The organism is Mesorhizobium sp. BR1-1-15, from assembly GCF_020165475.1.
Taxonomy (GTDB): Bacteria; Pseudomonadota; Alphaproteobacteria; order Rhizobiales; family Rhizobiaceae; genus Mesorhizobium.
The window spans coordinates 227,114-244,730 of the sequence record NZ_JAIUIF010000004.1; the positions used below are offsets into that span (position 1 = coordinate 227,114).

16 protein-coding genes and 1 other RNA gene are annotated in these 17,617 nt (G+C 63.0%); 6 read left to right on the forward strand and 11 right to left on the reverse strand.

Annotation, left to right across the window (positions count from 1 at the left end; translation table 11 throughout):
- Positions 1-81: 81 nt before the first annotated feature.
- The 9 genes from LB541_RS09635 to ffs form a co-directional block, all read right to left on the reverse strand.
- Complete coding sequence (locus LB541_RS09635) at positions 82-1,149, reverse strand: ABC transporter permease (protein WP_140564874.1); 1,068 nt, start codon at positions 1,147-1,149, stop codon at positions 82-84.
- Between the two features lie 9 nt (positions 1,150-1,158).
- Positions 1,159-2,802 carry an ABC transporter substrate-binding protein gene (locus LB541_RS09640; protein WP_140496855.1) on the reverse strand — a complete coding sequence of 548 codons (1,644 nt, stop codon included), beginning with the start codon at positions 2,800-2,802 and terminating at the stop codon, positions 1,159-1,161.
- Between the two features lie 253 nt (positions 2,803-3,055).
- Positions 3,056-4,333, reverse strand: a complete 1,278-nt coding sequence (locus LB541_RS09645; protein ID WP_140674078.1) for a lytic murein transglycosylase — start codon at positions 4,331-4,333, stop codon at positions 3,056-3,058.
- Between the two features lie 197 nt (positions 4,334-4,530).
- A complete protein-coding gene (gene recR / locus LB541_RS09650; protein WP_140513120.1) occupies positions 4,531-5,136 on the reverse strand; it encodes a recombination mediator RecR in 606 nt (201 codons plus the stop codon).
- Positions 5,137-5,234: 98 nt separating this feature from the next.
- The gene (locus LB541_RS09655) at positions 5,235-6,194 is read right to left on the reverse strand and encodes a cell wall hydrolase (protein WP_224618229.1); all 960 of its coding nucleotides are present in this window, start codon (positions 6,192-6,194) and stop codon (positions 5,235-5,237) included.
- A 196-nt stretch (positions 6,195-6,390) separates the two neighbouring features.
- A complete protein-coding gene (locus tag LB541_RS09660) occupies positions 6,391-6,798 on the reverse strand; it encodes a hypothetical protein (RefSeq protein ID WP_140670846.1) in 408 nt (135 codons plus the stop codon).
- 71 nt (positions 6,799-6,869) lie between these two features.
- The gene (locus LB541_RS09665) at positions 6,870-7,193 is read right to left on the reverse strand and encodes a YbaB/EbfC family nucleoid-associated protein (protein WP_140496865.1); all 324 of its coding nucleotides are present in this window, start codon (positions 7,191-7,193) and stop codon (positions 6,870-6,872) included.
- A 30-nt stretch (positions 7,194-7,223) separates the two neighbouring features.
- Positions 7,224-9,056, reverse strand: a complete 1,833-nt coding sequence (locus tag LB541_RS09670; protein ID WP_140559691.1) for a DNA polymerase III subunit gamma/tau — start codon at positions 9,054-9,056, stop codon at positions 7,224-7,226.
- A 105-nt stretch (positions 9,057-9,161) separates the two neighbouring features.
- An RNA gene (ffs, locus tag LB541_RS09675) (signal recognition particle sRNA small type) lies at positions 9,162-9,258 on the reverse strand.
- A 145-nt stretch (positions 9,259-9,403) separates the two neighbouring features.
- Between ffs and LB541_RS09680 the strand changes: the two genes are divergently transcribed.
- The 3 genes from LB541_RS09680 to LB541_RS09690 are packed head-to-tail and all read left to right on the forward strand — an operon-like array spanning position 9,404 to position 11,135.
- Positions 9,404-9,823 (forward strand): HIT family protein, encoded by a 420-nt coding sequence (locus tag LB541_RS09680; protein ID WP_140556749.1) that lies wholly within the window; start codon positions 9,404-9,406, stop codon positions 9,821-9,823.
- A gap of 51 nt (positions 9,824-9,874) precedes the next feature.
- On the forward strand, positions 9,875-10,816 hold the full coding sequence (gene nudC / locus LB541_RS09685; RefSeq protein ID WP_140496871.1) for an NAD(+) diphosphatase: 942 nt from the start codon (positions 9,875-9,877) through the stop codon (positions 10,814-10,816).
- A 19-nt stretch (positions 10,817-10,835) separates the two neighbouring features.
- A complete protein-coding gene (locus tag LB541_RS09690; RefSeq protein WP_140496873.1) occupies positions 10,836-11,135 on the forward strand; it encodes a Dabb family protein in 300 nt (99 codons plus the stop codon).
- Position 11,136: 1 nt separating this feature from the next.
- On the opposite strand, the gene LB541_RS09695 is transcribed toward LB541_RS09690, so the two are convergent.
- The gene (locus LB541_RS09695; RefSeq protein WP_140759418.1) at positions 11,137-12,000 is read right to left on the reverse strand and encodes a prephenate dehydratase; all 864 of its coding nucleotides are present in this window, start codon (positions 11,998-12,000) and stop codon (positions 11,137-11,139) included.
- A 35-nt stretch (positions 12,001-12,035) separates the two neighbouring features.
- The gene (locus tag LB541_RS09700) at positions 12,036-12,764 is read right to left on the reverse strand and encodes a 3-deoxy-manno-octulosonate cytidylyltransferase (RefSeq protein WP_140496878.1); all 729 of its coding nucleotides are present in this window, start codon (positions 12,762-12,764) and stop codon (positions 12,036-12,038) included.
- Positions 12,765-12,955: 191 nt separating this feature from the next.
- Between LB541_RS09700 and LB541_RS09705 the strand changes: the two genes are divergently transcribed.
- The 3 genes from LB541_RS09705 to LB541_RS09715 all read left to right on the forward strand — a co-directional run bounded on the left by LB541_RS09705 (position 12,956) and on the right by LB541_RS09715 (position 17,569).
- Complete coding sequence (locus LB541_RS09705) at positions 12,956-13,657, forward strand: c-type cytochrome (RefSeq protein ID WP_140496880.1); 702 nt, start codon at positions 12,956-12,958, stop codon at positions 13,655-13,657.
- A 166-nt stretch (positions 13,658-13,823) separates the two neighbouring features.
- Positions 13,824-15,701 carry an extracellular solute-binding protein gene (locus tag LB541_RS09710; RefSeq protein ID WP_224618230.1) on the forward strand — a complete coding sequence of 626 codons (1,878 nt, stop codon included), beginning with the start codon at positions 13,824-13,826 and terminating at the stop codon, positions 15,699-15,701.
- A complete protein-coding gene (locus LB541_RS09715) occupies positions 15,701-17,569 on the forward strand; it encodes an extracellular solute-binding protein (RefSeq protein ID WP_224618231.1) in 1,869 nt (622 codons plus the stop codon). The genes LB541_RS09710 and LB541_RS09715 overlap by 1 nt, the downstream gene beginning before the upstream one ends.
- Positions 17,570-17,617: the final 48 nt, after the last annotated feature.

A 17,617-nucleotide genomic window follows, 5' to 3' on the forward strand; every position in this document is an offset into this window, starting at 1 on the left:
CCTCGTTCGACGGGGGAGAGGAAAGGTGGCCCGAAGGGCCGGGGTGGGCCGCAGCCGAGCCTGAAAGTGGGATTCCTCTGCTCATCTTACCTTGGTCCTCGGGTCGAGCACGCGGTAAAGCAGGTCGGACAGAAGATTGATGGCTATGAACACCGAGCCGATGACGATGGTGCCGCCGAGCACCGCGTTCATGTCGGCATTCTGCAGCGAATTGGTGATGTAGAGGCCGATGCCGGGCCAGGAGAAGACCGTCTCGGTCAACACCGAACCTTCGAGCAGCCCGGCATAGGAGAGCGCGATCACTGTCACCATCGGCACGGCGGCATTGCGCAATGCATGAGCCCAGATGATGCGGGTTTCCGACAGGCCCTTGGCGCGCGCGGCGACGATGTATTCCTGGGTGAGTTCGTTGAGCATGAAGGAGCGCGTCATGCGGCTGATATAGGCGAGCGAGAAATAGCCGAGCAGCGAGGCCGGCAGGATGATGTGGCGGAACGCGTCCCAGAAGACATCCCACTGCCCCTGCATCGCCGAATCGAGAAGGTAGAAGCCAGTGATCGGCGTGAAGGTGTATTCGTAGACGACGTCGAGCCGCGCCGGGAAAGCCACCCATTGCAGCTTGGCGTAGAACAGGACGAGCCCGAGCAGGCCAAGCCAGAAGATCGGCACGGAATAGCCGATCAGGCCGATGACGCGGACGACCTGGTCGATGAGGCTGCCGCGCCTGACGGCAGCCAGCACACCCAGCGGCACGCCGAACAGCGCGCCGATCAGTGTCCCCAACGTCGCCAGTTCCGTGGTTGCCGGAAGGGCGCGGCGGATGTCGGTCATGACCGGATTGGTGGTCAGCACCGAGGTGCCGAAATCACCATTGAGAGCATTTTTGACGTAAATGTAGAACTGCTCGATCAGCGGCAGGTCGAGACCCATCTCGCGGCGCGTGCGCTCCACGACATTGGCCGGCGCCCGGTCGCCGAGCACGGCCAATACCGGGTCGATGGGGATGACGCGGCCGATGAAAAAGGTCACCGCGAGCAGACCGAGATAGGTCGTGATCGCGATCACCAGGAAGCGGCCGATCGATGAGAAAATGGTGACGGCGCGGGCGCTGCCGCGCCCTGCCGCCGCCTGATTTTCAGCTACGCTCATCCGCCGGCGCTATTCCTTGGAAACCGGCCCAACGAAATTGGTGTCGAAGCTCGGGCCGAGCGCGAAACCCTTGAGGTTCTTGCGCAACCCGGCGACTTCCAGCTGCTGATGGATGATGACGAAGGGACTGGTGTCCAGGATCTTCTGCTGCAGATCCTTGTACATGTCGGCGCGCTTGCCCGAATCCTTCTCCAGCAAAGCGGCTTCGGTTTGCTTGGTCAGGTCCGGAATATCCCAGGCGTTGCGCCAGGCCAGCGTCTTGGACTTGCCCTCATCCGAATTGTCCGGGTTCGAGGCAAAGGTCTGGGCATTGGAGTTCGGATCGAAATAGTCCTGGCCCCACTGACCGATATAGATGTCGTGGTTGCGGGCGCGGTACTTGGTCAACGTCTGCTTGCCGTCGCCGGGAATGATCTCAAGCTTGATGCCGGCCTGGCCGAGCGTCTGCTGGATCGATTCCGCCATGCCGGTTGTCGGCTGGCCGGTGCGCACATCCATGGTCACGCTGAAGCCGTCGGGCAGGCCTGCCTTGGCCAGCAGTTCCTTGGCCTTGGCGACGTCGAGCTTGAACGGGTTCTTGTCCAGTTCTCCGAGCACGCCCTTGGGCAGGAAAGTCTGGTGGATTTCACCGATGCCCTTGAGGATGGTCGAGCTCAGCGCGTCATAGTCGACCAGATATTTGAAGGCCTGGCGGACTTCGGGCTTGGCGAGGTTCTGGTTCTTCTGGTTGAGGCTGATGTAGTAGACAGTTCCCTTCGGCGCACTGGTTGTGGTGAGGTCGGCGTTCTTGGCAATGGCGTCGAGGTCGTTCGGCTCGAGATTGCGGGCGACGTCGATGTCGCCGGCCTCAAGCGCCAGGCGCTGTGCTGAGCTTTCCTTCATGTTGCGGTAGATGACGCGGGCAAGCTTTGCCTTTTCGCCGTAGTAATTGTCGTTCCGTTCGAGCACGACGGCCTCGTTGGCGCGCCACTCACGCAGCTTGTAGACGCCCGAGCCGGCATAGCCGGTCTTCAGCCAGGCATTGCCGAAATCATTGTCCCATTTGTAGTCGGCGCTCGGCGTGACCGCCGCGACATGTTCCTTGACCAGCTTGGCGTCGACGACCGAGGCGACGGTGGCCGACAGGCAGTTCAACACGAAGCTCGGCGCATAGGCCTTGTCGACGATGAACTGGAAGGTGGTGTCATCGACCGCCTTGGCCTTTTCGGCGACATTGTCGCCGCTGATCCCGAACTGGTCGATGATGAAGGCCGGGCTCTTGTCCAGCTTGACGGCGCGTTCGAACGAATAGGCGACGTCGGCCGCGGTGATCGGGTTGCCCGAGGCGAATTTCAGGCCGGGCTTGAGCTTGAACGTGTAGGTCAGGCCATCGTCCGAGACGGTCCAGCTTTCGGCGAGGTCGCCCTTGACCTTGGAGGTGTCGCTGAGGTCGAGCCGGACCAGCAGGTCATAGGTGTTGCCGGTGACCTCGGCGGTCGACAGCTCGAACGCCTCGCCCGGATCCATGGAGATGATGTCGTCGATGGCAAAGCCTTCGACCAGCGTGTCGGCTGGCGTGACCGCGCCAGCCGGCGCTCCCGCGAGAAGCAGCGCCGACATTGCGGCACCCGCAAGCAGAATGCGGGATCGTAGAGCAAGCTTTTCCATCATCATGGTGATTGTTCCCTGTTTTGTTGACCTGAGTTCCCGGCTCAGGGTTGCGGTGTTTTTCCAGGCCGACAAGGGCCCCCTTTGACCACTTACCGTCGTGGTTTTTGTCCAGTTGGTCAACAGCATATCCGGCGGCCTCGCGGCGGGCAACGAGCATTTATGCGTCGGCTCACTGGATCATAGTGGCAGGCGGGCGAGCGGGAGCATGCGAAGGCCAACAGAGGCCGGCAGTCGAGAAAAAACCCTGACTTGAGAGTTACTTCAGAGCAGCGACCAGGCCGGCATCGGGAAAGCAGGTGGCGGGCTTGCCGTTCTTTTCCTGCCAGGCGCCGATCGAGCGGCGGGTCTTGAAGCCGGGCAGCCCGTCGGCGCTGCCGACATCATAGCCCTTGGCCTCCAGCGCCCGCTGCAGGGCGGCGATATCGGAGCGGTGGAGGTCACCGACCGCGCCCCAGTTGCCGGAAAAATTCGCATCGCCATGGGCGATGCGATCGGCGCCATGGCCTATGAACAGGGCATAGAGGTCGCTGGTGTTGTATTGCTTCAGCACGTAGAAATTGGGCGTGGCGATGAAGCCCGGGCCGCTGCGGCCGGCCGGCATCAGCAGGAAGCCCTCGGCCTTCAGCTCGCTCGCCGGGAATGCCTTGCCGCCGACACGCTTGATGCCCATTGCGGCCCATTGCGAGATTGTCTTGCCCTGGTCGGGGCCTTCGAGCGAACAGGAGACGCTCTCGGGAACGGTCACTTCGAATCCCCAGCCACGTCCCCTCACCCAGCCATAATGGACGAGATAGTTGGCGATGGAGGCGAGCACGTCAGGCGTCGAGCTCCAGATGTCGACGCGCCCGTCGCCATCGAAATCGACGGCATGCTTGAGGAACGACGTCGGCATGAATTGCGGCTGGCCGAGCGCGCCGGCCCAGGACGATTTCATCGCATCCACCGGGGCCAGCCCACGCTCGACGATCTCGAGCGCCGCCAGCAGCTCGGTGCGGAAGAAGTCCTTCCTCGTCGACATGAACGCCTTGGTGCCCAGCACCTCGAAGGCGTCGTAAGGCATCTTCGCCGCGCCGAATCCTGTTTCGCGACCCCAGATCGCCAAAAGGACCTCGCCCGGCACGCCATAGCGCTTTTCGATCGCGGCGAGCGTCCTGGCGTTGGCCGCCGCGCGCGTCCGCCCGCCCGATGTGACGGCGCGGATGGTCTTCTCGGCGAAATAGGCGCCGGGCGAGCCGAACTCGGCCTGATGCTGCTTCTGCGGCGTCTTCGGCTTCTCGCCGGGCATGACAAGATCGGGCAGCTTGAGATTGGGTTTGACACCGTCGAAAGCGGCATCGAAGGTCTGCTTGGAAATGCGCTTGGCCTTGGCGTCAGGCCACAGATCGCTCCGGAGCCAGGCGCGGAACTGGTCGTCGATCTTGGCGGCCGAGGCGGAGGTGGAGAGGAACAGTGCAGCCAGTATCGCCAGGAAAAACGCAAAGCAGAACTTGCGGAGGCCGCGTTCCTTGGCGCCCCCCTCTGGCCTGCCGGCCATCTCCCCCACAAGGGGGGAGATCGACCGTTGTCTCTGCCTTCGCCAAACACCGCCGTTGAAAAGGAGATGCCGGCTGCGAAATTGCCAATCTCCCCCCTTGAGGGGGAGATGTCCGGCAGGACAGAGGGGGGCGCCACGGAACGCCAACTTTTGAGGATGCGGGATCACCGTGACAAGCATCCTTCCCCGCAATCGCGTCAAAACGCCGTCCTGGAGCGCAGCGCTGCCGCCAGCGTGCCTTCGTCGAGATAGTCGAGTTCGCCCCCGACCGGCACGCCATGCGCCAGCCGCGTTATCTTCACCTCGAAACCGGACAATTGATCGGTCAGGTAATGGGCCGTGGTCTGGCCCTCCACCGTGGCATTGACGGCCAGGATGATCTCCTTGACCTCGCCGCCGGCGACGCGGTCGACCAATGAGCGGATGTTGAGCTGATCGGGGCCGATGCCGTCGAGCGGCGACAGCGTGCCGCCCAGCACGTGGTAGCGCACGTTCATCGCCGCCGCCCGCTCCAGCGCCCACAGATCAGAGACGTCCTCGACGACGATCAGCGTGCCGGCGTCACGGCGCGGATCGGTGCAGATCATGCAGGGGTCCGACGTGTCGACATTGCCGCAGGTGGAGCAAATGCGCACCTTGTCGGCCGCCTCGCCCATGGCGGCGGCGAGCGGCGACAGCAGCTGTTCCTTCTTCTTGATCAAATGCAGCGCGGCGCGCCTGGCCGAGCGGGGACCGAGCCCCGGCACTTTGGCCAGGAGCTGGATCAGGCGTTCGATCTCGGGACCCGCGATTCGCTTGGACATTGCCCTGATCTAGAGCAATTCCGCGAAAAGTGCGAAGCGGTTTTGCGTCCGGACCGCGTCTCCAACCAGCACCGGCAGGCCGTCAAGTGCGGCCCGCCTCAGTTGGTTTCGAGCGGACGGCTCTGGCTGACGATCATCGCGCCGATGGCATCGGTGTTCTCAGGCGTCGACTGGAATCCCATCGCCGCTTCCTGCGGCGCGCCCTGCACCGAGGAAATGACCTTCGTGTTCAAGGTCCCGCCAAAACGAGCGGCGTCCGGTTCCTCCATCGGCTCCTGCATCGCCACCATCGTCGGCTTTTCCTGGACGCGCGCAGACTTTGCGGCCGGCGCAGCCGATGCCGTCACGTAGGTCTGCTGGGCCGCCTTGCCGGAGTGCATCGGCTCCGCCGCGGCAGTCACGTACGCCGCAGCGGTGCGATCGGATGTCTTGGCCGCCGGCTCGGCGGAAGCAACACGAGTCGCGGCAACTCCGGGCAGGGCTGCTGGCTGCTCGGCCGAGGCGACCGCGACCGTCGGCTCGTCCGGCAGCGGCTGCCAGTTGCGGCCGCGCTTCTCGTAGAATGCATTGCCGCCGGCGACCATGGTGTAATGCATGTTCTTGTATGGGAAGCGCAGGCCCGCGGTGTGGAAATACATCGTGTTCTTGAGCTTGGCCTTGCGCTCGCCCTTGAGCACGGCGTCGGCGGCTTCCTCGACATCGGGCATGGCACGCGAATTCATCGGCCTGGTCATGACGCCGGGCGCGAACTGGCCGCGCTCGCCCACCACCGCGCAGATGGTGTCGCCATGCTTGCCGGAGCGCAGCCGGTTCATCACGACAGTGCCGACGGCGATCATGCCATCGCGGCTCGACCGGTTGGATTCGAAGAACATCGCCCTTTCCAGGCATTCCCTATCCTTCGGCGTGTGGTAGCCGCGGGAGCTCAGGAAACTCGGCGTGATGGCGTCGGTCAGGCTGGACATGCCGTGTGACGCGGTCTGGCTGCAAGCGGCCAGGAACAGGGGAGACGTGACGACGCCGAGCAACAGCGGCGTCTTCCATCGCGTGGCAATCAACAGGTAACCCTCTCACTTCGATGCCCGCCCCCAGGCTGCGGCAAGAATGAGACACTTTCGGGCGAAATGATGGCTAAAACGTTATTAGTGAGATGCTGTTGCCAAACTGGCACAGTTACGTGGCAAGATCCGGGCTTCAAGCCTTTGTTTTATGCACGCCCTTGTCCATGCCGAGACCGCTTTTGGGCGACATGCATTATCGCCCGGCTGAAATCGCAGCCGGCCGTCCTGGCTCAATTTCTTCGAATTTCTCCGAGAACAGCCCGCGCCTCAGGAACAATGCTCGCGCATTGCGGGCGACCGGCGCGATCTTTCCCGGCCAGTCGCTGTCGATGAACTCGGACCTGGTGAAATCGGGGTTGGCCTCCCCGGCAGCCTCCAGGAAATCCGCGATCTCCAGCACGATGGCGCGTTCTTCCTTCGAGAGCGCCGAAGTACCGGCTTCGATCGAGGGGCGATGCACGAAATCCTCGAACAGGTTGAAATAGCCCTTGATGCCGACGAGATCGACGCCGGCATCAGAATCGGCCAGGATTTCCAGGATCTCGTAGATCCTGTTGCGGATACGCTGCTCGATCAGCCTTTCGGACGGCTCTTCGGCCATGGCCAACTAGTCTTTGGCTTTATGCATGTCGTTATCCCCAAAACCGTCGCACACTCTTGGGCGACATGCATCTAGAACGGCAGTTTCATTCCCGGCGGAATCGGCAGGCCGGCGGTCAGCGCCTTGGTCTTTTCCTGCATGATCTGCTCGACCTTGGCCTTGGCGTCATTGTGAGCTGCCAGAAGCAGGTCTTCGAGGATCTCCACCTCATCCTCCTTGAACAGAGACGGGTCGATCTTCAGCGACTTCATCTCGAACTTGCCGGTCAACGTGACAATGACCAGGCCGCCGCCGGCCTGGCCGACGGCTTCGACCGTGGCGATTTCGTCCTGCATAGCCTGGAACTTGGCTTGCATTTCCTTCGCCTTGCCCATGAGGCCGAGAAGATCTTTCATGGTCCGATCCTTTGCAGAGTCGTGGTTTCGTCAGGGTTCGTCGTCGTCCGCCGGCGGCTCGACCGGCACTTCGGCTTCGACCGCGTCGGCTTCCGGCGCGTCGGGGATGCGCACGTCGATGATCCTGGCGCCGGGAAAACGCGCCAGGATGGCGGCGACCGTCGGATCGCTCTTGGCGTCGAGCAAAGCGTTCTCGCGCCTGGTCGATTCCATTTCGGCCAGCGTCTGGCCGCCCTCTTCCTTCGACAGCGACACCAGCCAGTTGCGACCGGTCCAGGCGCGCAGCTTGGTCGTCAAATCGTTAAGCAGCATTTTGGGCGCATCGTCGGTCAGGCTGACGTCGATGCGGCCGGGCTCGATGCGCACGAGGCGGATGCAGCGCTTGACCAGCACCTTGAAGGCGATGTCGCGCTGCGCGTCGGCAAGGGCGACAATATCGGCCAGCGATTTCAGCGGTATTGGCTGCGCCTCCGGCGCCGGCTGCACAGGCGCAATGAAGGCGGCCGGAGCGGGCGCGGCTTCCACCAGCCGCATGGTCTGCGCGCCGCCCGACCCGCCGGGCATGCGCGCCTGCGCCACTGCGCTGGCGCCGTTGCCACCAGGAGCGCCGCCATTACCGGGGCTCGCCGGCGCGCCGTTCGAACGCGGCGCGGCGCCCGGCGCCGGCAGGCCGTTCTCCAGCGATCTCAATGCTTCGTCCAGCGTCGGCAGGTCGGCCGCATGCGCCAGCCGGATCAGCACCATCTCGGCGGCACTTACAGGGCGGTTGGACGACTGCACCTCCGGGATGCCCTTGAGCAGCATCTGCCACGTCCGCGACAGCACCTTGATCGAGAGCGTCCGCGCGAAATCGGCGCCGCGCTCGCGCTCGTCCTGCGACAGCGCCGCGTCGTCGGCGGCGGCCGGAACGAAACGCAGCCGGGTGACGAGATGGTTGAATTCGGCAAGGTCTGTCAGCACGGCGGCCGGATCGGCGCCGGTGTCGTATTGCGCGCGCAATTCCGCCAGTGCCGCGGCAACGTCACCCTTCATGACATGTTCGAACAAATCGACGACGCGGGCGCGATCGGCGAGACCCAGCATCGCGCGCACGGCTTCGGCGCTGACCGCACCACCGCCATGCGCGATGGCCTGGTCGAAAATCGATTGAGCATCGCGCATCGACCCCTCGGCCGCGCGCGCGATCATCGCCAGCGCGTCGTCTTCCGCCTCGATGCCTTCCAGGCCCGCTATCCGGGCGAGATCAGCCTTCACCACAGCCGCATCGATGCGCCTCAGGTCAAAGCGCTGGCAGCGCGACAGCACGGTGATCGGCACCTTGCGGATTTCGGTGGTGGCGAAGATGAACTTGACGTGCGGCGGCGGCTCTTCCAGCGTCTTCAACAGGCCGTTGAAGGCCTGCGTCGACAGCATGTGCACTTCGTCGATGATGTAGACCTTGTAGCGGGCCGAGACCGGCGCGTAGCGCACCCGTTCGATGATGTCCCGGATGTCGTCGATGCCGGTGTGCGAGGCGGCATCCATCTCGATGACGTCGACATGGCGGCCTTCCATGATCGCCTGGCAGTGCTCGCCGAGCACGGCAAGGTCGACGGAAGGCTGGTCGATTGTTGCCGTTTTATAATTCAGGGCCCGCGCGAGAATGCGCGCGGTCGTGGTCTTGCCGACGCCGCGCACGCCGGTCAACATCCAGGCCTGGGCGATGCGGCCGGTGGCGAAAGCGTTGGTGAGCGTGCGCACCATCGGCTCCTGGCCGACCAGTTCGGAGAAATTCGCCGGACGGTACTTGCGCGCCAGCACGCGATAGGCGCCAGCCTTGCCTATCTCCAGGCTTTTTGGTCCCGAATTTCCGGCTTCGCTCATTCGCCCGCAAAACTCCAAATGGCCGCGCCAAAAGGCGGCCGATTCCTGCGCATAGTTTCGCCCGCGCTGCAATGCGTCGTCAACGTCGCGAGAAGGGCCGATGAGGTGGGAGGCTGGAACAATGACCCGTTCCGGGCTCGTTAGGGCTGCTTCCTTCCGGACCTGACCCGGTTGGCGAGTGGATCGTCCACCACCAACCTCCCTCCGTCCATATCGGCAATTCGGCGACGAAATGCAAGGGCGCAGGCAAATCGGCTGCACCAGCCACGAGATTCGCTTGCAGCCTCGATGCAGCCGCTCTAGCGTTCATGACTCTGAGGAAAACACCAAAAGCAAGGGAAACGCCGATGCTGCCGGGCCTGAAGGCCGGATTCACGCTGGATACCCGGCTGGAGGCGGACAGCGAGCAGTTGATGTGGCTTGGGCTGTGTGAACTGCGCGTGATGAACGACCGCCGCTGGCCATGGCTGCTTCTGGTGCCGCAGCGGCCGGGCGTGGAGGAAATCCACGACATGACGCCGCTCGACCAGACAATGCTGACCTTCGAGACCAATATGGTGGCGCAGGCGCTGAAGAAGGTGACCGGCTGCACCAAGATCAACACCGGCGCGCTCGGCAACATCGTGCGCCAGCTGCACATCCACGTCATCGCCCGTTCGGAAGGCGATCCCGGCTGGCCCGGCCCGGTGTGGGGACACGGCCTGCGCGAGCCCTATCAGCGCTCCGAGCTGCGCCGGTTTGCCGAAACGATAAGGGCGGCGCTATAAGCCTTCCCGTGTCCATCCCGAACATGTCCATCCCGAACGCCCAGAGTCCGCATGAGCTTTAGCCTGTTTGACGCGCCCTTGCGCGAGCCGAGCCAATTCGTCGGCTTCGCCGGCAACAGTATCGACCGACAATCCGAGAACCGCGCCGACGATTCGGTCGACAAAGCGCTCGCCGATCCCGGAACCAGGCTGCTTTTGATGCAGGGCGGCCGGCTCTACCTGAAGGTTCGTGACGGCAGCTTCGATCCCTGGTTCGGCGTCGCCGAAAGCCTGCCCTTCCAGACCTTGCCCGGCAGCGGTGTGCTGCTTGGATTCTCCGACCAGGGCCCGGTGCTGGCGGTGACCGCCGGTCTCGAGCCGGAACAGCTTCCCGAAACAGTCAAGGCCATCGACTACCGCTCGGTCTACATGCAAGGCCTGATCGACGAAGCGGCCGCCGGAGCGATGGCGCAGGGCGCCGCACTGCTCGCCTGGCACGCCAGCCATCGTTTCTGCAGCAAATGCGGGACCGAGTCACAAATGCGGGCCGGCGGCTACAAGCGCCATTGCCCGAATTGCGGCACCGAGCATTTTCCGCGCACGGATCCGGTGGCGATCATGCTGACGGCGACGCGCGAGAAATGCCTGCTCGGGCGCGGCCGGCATTTCGCGCCGGGCATGTACTCCGCCCTTGCCGGCTTCATCGAGCCGGGCGAGACGATCGAGGCGGCGGTGCGCCGCGAGACGCTGGAGGAGGCCGGCATCCGGCTCGGCCGCGTCGTCTACCACGCCAGCCAGCCCTGGCCATTCCCCTATTCGCTGATGATCGGCTGCTTCGGCGAGCCGCTCAATGAAGACATCCAGGCCGACCTCAACGAGCTGGAAGACTGCCGCTGGTTCTTGCGCGACGAGGTGCGCCTGATGCTGGCCAGGGAGCATCCGGGCAATCTGATCACGCCGCCGAAGGGAGCCATCGCGCATCACCTGATCCGCGCCTGGGTCGACAGCGAATAATGGAAATCAGGAGAGGGAAATGATCCGCCATACCGTCGTGTTCACGCTGAAGCATCCGCCGCACTCGCTGGAGGAAAAAAGGTTCCTGGTCGACGCCAGGAAAATCCTCTCGGCGATCAGGGGCGTCACCCATTTCGAACAGCTGCGTCAGGTCAGCCCCAAGAACGACTACCAGTTCGGCTTCTCCATGGAATTCGCCGACCAGGCCGCCTATACCAGGTACAACGACCATCCCGACCACGTCGCCTTCGTGCGCGACCGCTGGATTCCTGAAGTCGAGACCTTCATGGAGATCGACTATGTGCCCCTTGGCTGGTAGCTCAATCCGCTACCTTCCACTGCTCGCGTGACTCACTCGCCGGATAGACGCCGAGGATCCGCACCTCGCGCGAGAAGAAGCGAAGCTCGTCCAGCGCCAGCTCGACCAGCGGATCGTCGGGGTGGCCCTCGATGTCGGCGTAGAACAGTGTCGCCGTGAAGGCGCCGAGCTGGTAGCTCTCGAGCTTGGTCATGTTGATGCCGTTGGTGGCGAAACCGCCCATCGCCTTGTAGAGGGCGGCCGGCACGTTGCGGACGCGGAAGATGAACGTCGTCATCATCTTGGCGTCAGGCGACGGGCGTTCGGCCCACTGCTTGTTCTTGGTCAGGACGACGAAGCGCGTGACGTTGGAATCGGTGTCCTCGACATTCTCCTCGATGATGTCTAGGCCGTAGAGCGTTGCGGCCAATGCCGGGGACAGGGCGGCCATGGTGCGGTCCTTGACCTCGGAGACCATCTTGGCCGCGCCCGCCGTGTCGCCGGCGACAACCGCCTTCCAGCCATTTTTGCGGACGTATTTGCGGCACTGGCCGAGCGCATGGATGTGGCTGTGCACGGTTTTGATCTCGTCACGCCTCACACCTGGCAGCACCATCAGCTGGAAATGGATGGGCAGGAAATATTCGCCGACGATGTGCAGCCTCGATTCCGGCAGCAGATGGTGAATGTCGGCGACGCGCCCGGCGATGGTGTTCTCGATCGGGATCATGGCGAGATCGGCCTTGCCGGTCTCGACCGCGTTGAACGCGTCCTCGAAGGTCGGGCATGGCAAAGGCTGCATCGAGGGATAGACGTTACGGCAGGCGGTGTCGGAATTGGCGCCGGGCTCGCCCTGGAAGGATATTCTGTTGGTCTTTTCAGGCATGGCCAATTCTCGTTGAAGGGGTGTCGGTTCGGCGCTCAGTTTGAAAGGATCGTTCTGGCCCGTTCCAGGTCTTGCGGCGTGTCGACGCCGAGCGGCAGCGACCGCACGATCTCGGCGTCGATGCGCATGCCGGCTTCCAGCGCCCGCAACTGCTCCAGCCGCTCGCGGCGTTCAAGCGGCGACGGCTTGAGCGCCACGAAGCGCTCGAGCGCCGAGCGGCGATAGGCATAGAGACCGATATGATGATAGAGCGCGCCCTCGCCCCAGGGCGCGGTGGCCCGGGTGAAATAAAGCGCCCTCAGCCTGGTGGCCGACAATGGCGAGCCAACGATCTTGACGACGTTGGGATTGGTCTTTTCCTCGTCGCGCTCGATCTCGACGCCGAGCGTGGCGATGTCCACCGCCTTGTCCTCGAAGGGCCTGAGCGAGGCCACGATGATCGCGGGATCGATGGTCGGCAGGTCACCCTGCACATTGACGATGGTTTCGACCTTGTTTGCCGGATCCAGCACCGTCAGGGCCTCGAATATCCGGTCCGAACCCGATTCGTGGTCCGAGCGCGTCATCACCGCCTCGAAACCATGCGCGCGCACCGCTTCCGCCACGCCTTGCGTGTCGGTCGCCACCACCACACGGCCAAGCCCGGCCTCGGCGGCGCGGCGCGCGACATGGACGATCATCGGGGCACCGGCAATGTCGGCCAGCGGCTTGCCCGGGAGCCGGGTCGAGGCCATGCGGGCGGGGATCAGGATCAAGGTGGACATCGGTTTGGCGGGCGTTCGAAACGAGGAGGGGAAAGTGGCAAAAGGTCTCACTGGAAGCGCCCTTATAGGTGTTGCAACGCCGGAGCAAAAGACCTAGTTTCCGCGCGATTTGACCGGCTCTGGAGGGCAGGTCTCGATACCGACGGACGGAGTGGACGGATCGGTCCGCCGGAAAAGGGAGCAAGGGGCGTATGGATTCCAACGAAGTCAACAAGCTGCTCGCCGGATTGCTCGGAACCGTTTTCGTGGTGTTCTCGGTCGGCATCGTGTCGGACGCGCTGTTTGCCTCGCCCGCTCCGGAAAAGCCCGGCTTCGCCATCGAGGCCGCCGAGCCCGCCGAGGGCGGCCCCGCCGCTCCGGCAGCCGCCGAAAAGCCGATCGCGGATCTTCTGGCCAACGCAAGTGCCGAACAGGGCGCTGCCATCTTCAAGAAATGCCAGGCCTGCCACTCCGGCGAGAAGGGCGGCCCCAACAAGGTCGGCCCGGATTTGTGGGATCTCATCGACCGCCCGGTCGCCGAGCATGAGGGCTTCGCCTATTCGGCCGGCATGAAGGAGTTTTCCAAGGGCGGCACCGAGAAGTGGACCTACGACAACATCAACCACTTCATCACCTCGCCGAAAAAATTCGTGAAAGGCACGGCGATGGGCTTTGCCGGCCTGCCGAAGGAAGAAGACCGCGCCAACGTCATCGCCTATCTGCGCACGCTGTCGGACAATCCCAAGCCGCTGCCCGCGCCGGGCGCTGCCGCCGATGCATCCGCCCCCGCCAAGCCCGCCGAAGGGGCCGCACCGGCCAAGCCGGCCGAAGGCGCAGCTCCTGCCAAGCCAGCGGCGCCTGCGGCTCCCGCCGCACCAGCTCCGGCCGCCCCGGCACCGGCGCCTGCTCAATAAACCGGATCTCGTCTTGACGACCTTGAAAAAGCCGGGTTCAGCCCGGCTTTTTCGTTAGGAAAACCGCATATGCGGCGACAAAGCCGCGCATGGCGGTTTTCACGCGCGGCAAATCATCTAGATTGCCCTTTCTGGATGATGGCACGCATCGCGAAGAGGACAGTGGATGACGCTTGGCCGAGTGCTTCTCAAATCGTTGCTGGCGGCGGCCCTGCTGGCCGCGGGGTTGCAGGCGGCCCTGGCCGATGAATGGCGCACCACCTCATCGCTGATCGGCGAATCCAAATATGGCGACAATTTCCAGCACTATGACTACGTCAATCCCAACGCGCCCAAAGGCGGCACGCTGAATTCGGTGGTACTGGGCACGTTCGACAGCTTCAATCCCTATATCGTGCAGGGTTCACCGGCCGCCGGCCTGGTCGGGTTCGGCGGCGGCCTGCTCTACGACACGCTGATGGAGCAGGCGACCGACGAAGGCAGTGTCAGTCATCCGCTGATCGCCGACGCCTACAAATACCCGGCCGACTTTTCCTCGGCGACTTACCGGCTCGACACCCGCGCGAAGTGGCATGACGGCCAGCCTATCACCGTCGACGACGTGATCTGGTCATTCCAGGTGCTGAAGGCGAACAGCCCGATGTACAGCCGCTATTTCGAGAACGTCACGGATGCCGTGGCTGTCTCGGATCGCGAAGTCGAGTTTCATTTCAGCCAGAAGGGCAACCGCGAGCTGCCTAAAATCCTGGGTGATCTCGCCGTGCTGCCGAAACATTGGTGGGAAGGCACCGATGCCAACGGCAAGAAGCGCGACGTCACCAGGCCGACGCTGGAGCCGCCGCTCGGCTCCGCCGCCTACAAGATCGCCAGCTTCAAGCCTGGCTCGGAAATCGTCTGGCAGCGCGTGCCGGACTATTGGGGTGCCAAGCTGCCGGTGAAGATCGGCCGCGAGAATTTCGACAGGCAGCGTTTCACTTACATTCTTGATGACAATGCCGCCTGGCAGGCCTTCACCAAGGGCGGACTTGACGACATCAAACCGGAAAACAGTTCGAAGCGCTGGAAGACATTCTATGATTTCCCGGCGGTCAAGGCCGGCGATGTCATCAAGCAGGAATTCAAGACCACCTCGCCAGAGCCGATGCAGGCTTTCATGCTCAACCAGAGGCGCCCGCTGTTCCAGGACCGCCTGGTACGGGCCGCGCTGACCTATCCTTTCGACTTCGAGACAATGAACCGTACGCTGTTCTACGGTTTCAACACCCGCACCAGCAGCTATTTCCAGGGAACTGAACTGGCCTCCAGCGGCTTGCCGCAAGGCAAGGAGCTGGAAATTCTTGAACAGTATCGCGACAAGCTGCCGCCCGAGCTGTTCACGCAGGAATTCAAGCTGCCGGTCTACGATTCACCGCAGGCCGAGCGGAAATACCTGAAGCAGGCAGTCGACCTCTTCGCCAAGGCTGGATGGGTGATCAAGGGCGGCAAGATGGTCAATGCCAAGACCGGCGAGCCGTTCAAGTTCGAGATACTCGGCTGGAACGACACCGACCAGGTCATCTCCAGCCCCTATATCGCCAATCTGCGCAAGATCGGCGTCGACGCTACGTTGCGCATCATCGACCAGACCCAGTACGTCAACCGCGTCAACAATTTCGACTACGATGTCATTATCGGGCAGCTCGGCCAGTCGGAATCGCCTGGCAATGAGCAGCGCGACTTCTGGAGTTCCAAGGCCGCCGACAGGCCGGGGTCGCGCAACTACGCCGGCATCAAGAACCCGGTCGTCGATGCCCTGGTCGACCGCATCATCTTCGCCACCGACCGCAAGGATCTGGTTGCCGCCACTCATGCACTCGACCGCGTGCTGCTGTGGAACTACTACGTCGTGCCGCAGTACTATCGAGCCGTGGTCTGGCTGGCTTACTGGAACAAATTCGGCATTCCCGCCAAACAGCCGAGCTATATCGGCGCCGACCAGAATTCCTGGTGGATCGATCCGGAGAAGGAAAAGGCGCTGGCGGCCAAATACAAGGGCAACAATTGATGGCGGTGCTGCCCCGTCGCGATTTCCTGGGCCTGGGCAGTGCCGCCGCTGTCGCCGCCCTATTGCCCGGAAAAGCCTTTGCCAATATTGCGACCGGCACCAAACTGCACGGCCTGTCCGCCTATGGCGACCTCAAATACAAACCGGATTTCACGCATTTCGACTACGTCAATCCGGATGCACCCAAGGGCGGCCAGATGAATTTCGCGCCGCCGAACGCCACGCTCAACCAAAGCTTCCTGACCTTCAACACGTTGAATTCCCTGGTATTGAAAGGAGATGCGCCGCCGCGCACCGAACTCTGTTTCGATTCCTTGATGGCAAGCGCGCTCGACGAGCCGGATGCGGTCTACGGCCTGCTTGCCGAGTCCGTCACCTTGTCGCAAGACCGCAACGGCTTCCGCTTCGCGCTGCGACCGCAAGCGCGTTTCCACGACGGCTCGCCGCTAACCGCCGAAGACGTAGTCTTCGCGTTGAAGCTTTACAAAGAGCAAGGGCATCCGAACCTTTCCCAGGCGTTGCGGTATATGACCGACGCGGTCGCCGAGGATCCGCTCACCCTCAACCTTACCTTCAACGGCGAACAGTCCGCGCAAAACATCCTCAGGATCGTGGCGATGCCGATCGTGTCCAAGGCCTTTTATGCGGCCAATGATTTCAATGCCTCGACGATGACGCCGCCGCTCGGCTCGGGACCATACAAAATGGGGCGAGTGGCCGCGGGACAGACAGTCGAATATGAGCGCGTGGCCGACTATTGGGGCCGCGACCTCCCGGTGAATCGCGGCCAGTACAATTTCGACCGTATCCGCATCGACTTCTATCTCGACCGGCAGGCGGCGTTCGAAGCCTTCAAGAAGGGCGATACCCATTTTCGCGAGGAGTTTACCGCGCGGGTCTGGGCGACCGGATACGACTTTCCGGCGCTGAAGGACGGCAAGGTCGTCAAGCGGGAATTTCCCGGCGAGAAGACGCCAGACATGCAGGGCGTCGCACTGAACCAGCGTCGTGCGCAATTCCGCGATGAGCGGGTGCGACGGGCGATCGCCCGGTGTTTCGATTTCGAATGGATGAAGCGGGCGTTGTTTTATGGCTCTTACGAGCGCTCTCAATCGAACTTCGAACGGTCGGATTATAAGGCCGAAGGCTTGCCCTCGCCTGAGGAACTGGTCCTGCTGGAGCCATTCCGGGCCGAGTTGCCACCGGAGGTTTTTGGCGAAGCCGTGACGCAGCCTCTGTCCGACGGGTCAGGCGATGACCGCAAGCTGCTGGGCGAGGCTTCGAGATTGCTCGCGCAAGCCGGCTGGAAGCGGGCGGGCAATTTCGTCGTCAACGACAAGGGCGAGCGGCTACGGGTGGAAATGCTGACGGAGGATGACGGCATCGTTCGCATCTACACCCCATGGTCCGAGAATATGAAGGCGATCGGGATCGACGCTTCGATCCGGCAGGTCGATTCGGCGCAATATGAACAGCGGCAGAGCGATTTCGACTTCGATCTTACCGTGCTGCATTGGTCGATCGGGGCGACGCCGACTGACGACAGCCTGGAGATGCTCTATGATTCTCGAATGGCGAAAATCCCGGGGCAGCGCAACTACCCCGGAACAGAAAGCAAGGCCATCGACGCGTTGATCGTGGCAGCCGGCAAGGCGCAAAGCCGGTCCGAACTCGTCACCGCGCTCAAAGCCCTCGATCGGGTCTTGCGCGCGCGGCTGGACTGGATTCCAACATACTATCTGGCGAATCACCGCGTCGCCTATTGGGACATGTTCGGCTTCGTCGAGCAAAAGCCCGATTTCGGCTTTCCGGTCGAGACGCTGTGGTGGTTCGACAAGGGCAAGGCGGCAAAAATTGGCAAAGGCTGAATTTCTTGCGGGCGTAAGCACCGCCCCTCACCTGCCTGCCGGCATCCT

What these genes read in the sequence shown, in the direction of transcription:
- LB541_RS09665 (WP_140496865.1), bottom strand. Translation starts at nt 7,193, where the DNA reads ATGAAAGATCTTCTCGGCCTCATGGGCAAGGCGAAGGAAATGCAAGCC.
- LB541_RS09705 (WP_140496880.1), top strand. Translation starts at nt 12,956, where the DNA reads ATGGATTCCAACGAAGTCAACAAGCTGCTCGCCGGATTGCTCGGAACC.
- LB541_RS09700 (WP_140496878.1), bottom strand. Translation starts at nt 12,764, where the DNA reads ATGTCCACCTTGATCCTGATCCCCGCCCGCATGGCCTCGACCCGGCTC.
- nudC (WP_140496871.1), top strand. Translation starts at nt 9,875, where the DNA reads ATGAGCTTTAGCCTGTTTGACGCGCCCTTGCGCGAGCCGAGCCAATTC.
- LB541_RS09690 (WP_140496873.1), top strand. Translation starts at nt 10,836, where the DNA reads ATGATCCGCCATACCGTCGTGTTCACGCTGAAGCATCCGCCGCACTCG.
- LB541_RS09715 (WP_224618231.1), top strand. Translation starts at nt 15,701, where the DNA reads ATGGCGGTGCTGCCCCGTCGCGATTTCCTGGGCCTGGGCAGTGCCGCC.
- LB541_RS09640 (WP_140496855.1), bottom strand. Translation starts at nt 2,802, where the DNA reads ATGATGATGGAAAAGCTTGCTCTACGATCCCGCATTCTGCTTGCGGGT.
- LB541_RS09660 (WP_140670846.1), bottom strand. Translation starts at nt 6,798, where the DNA reads ATGGCCGAAGAGCCGTCCGAAAGGCTGATCGAGCAGCGTATCCGCAAC.
- recR (WP_140513120.1), bottom strand. Translation starts at nt 5,136, where the DNA reads ATGTCCAAGCGAATCGCGGGTCCCGAGATCGAACGCCTGATCCAGCTC.
- LB541_RS09710 (WP_224618230.1), top strand. Translation starts at nt 13,824, where the DNA reads ATGACGCTTGGCCGAGTGCTTCTCAAATCGTTGCTGGCGGCGGCCCTG.
- LB541_RS09670 (WP_140559691.1), bottom strand. Translation starts at nt 9,056, where the DNA reads ATGAGCGAAGCCGGAAATTCGGGACCAAAAAGCCTGGAGATAGGCAAG.
- LB541_RS09680 (WP_140556749.1), top strand. Translation starts at nt 9,404, where the DNA reads ATGCTGCCGGGCCTGAAGGCCGGATTCACGCTGGATACCCGGCTGGAG.
- LB541_RS09645 (WP_140674078.1), bottom strand. Translation starts at nt 4,333, where the DNA reads ATGGCCGGCAGGCCAGAGGGGGGCGCCAAGGAACGCGGCCTCCGCAAG.
- LB541_RS09635 (WP_140564874.1), bottom strand. Translation starts at nt 1,149, where the DNA reads ATGAGCGTAGCTGAAAATCAGGCGGCGGCAGGGCGCGGCAGCGCCCGC.
- LB541_RS09695 (WP_140759418.1), bottom strand. Translation starts at nt 12,000, where the DNA reads ATGCCTGAAAAGACCAACAGAATATCCTTCCAGGGCGAGCCCGGCGCC.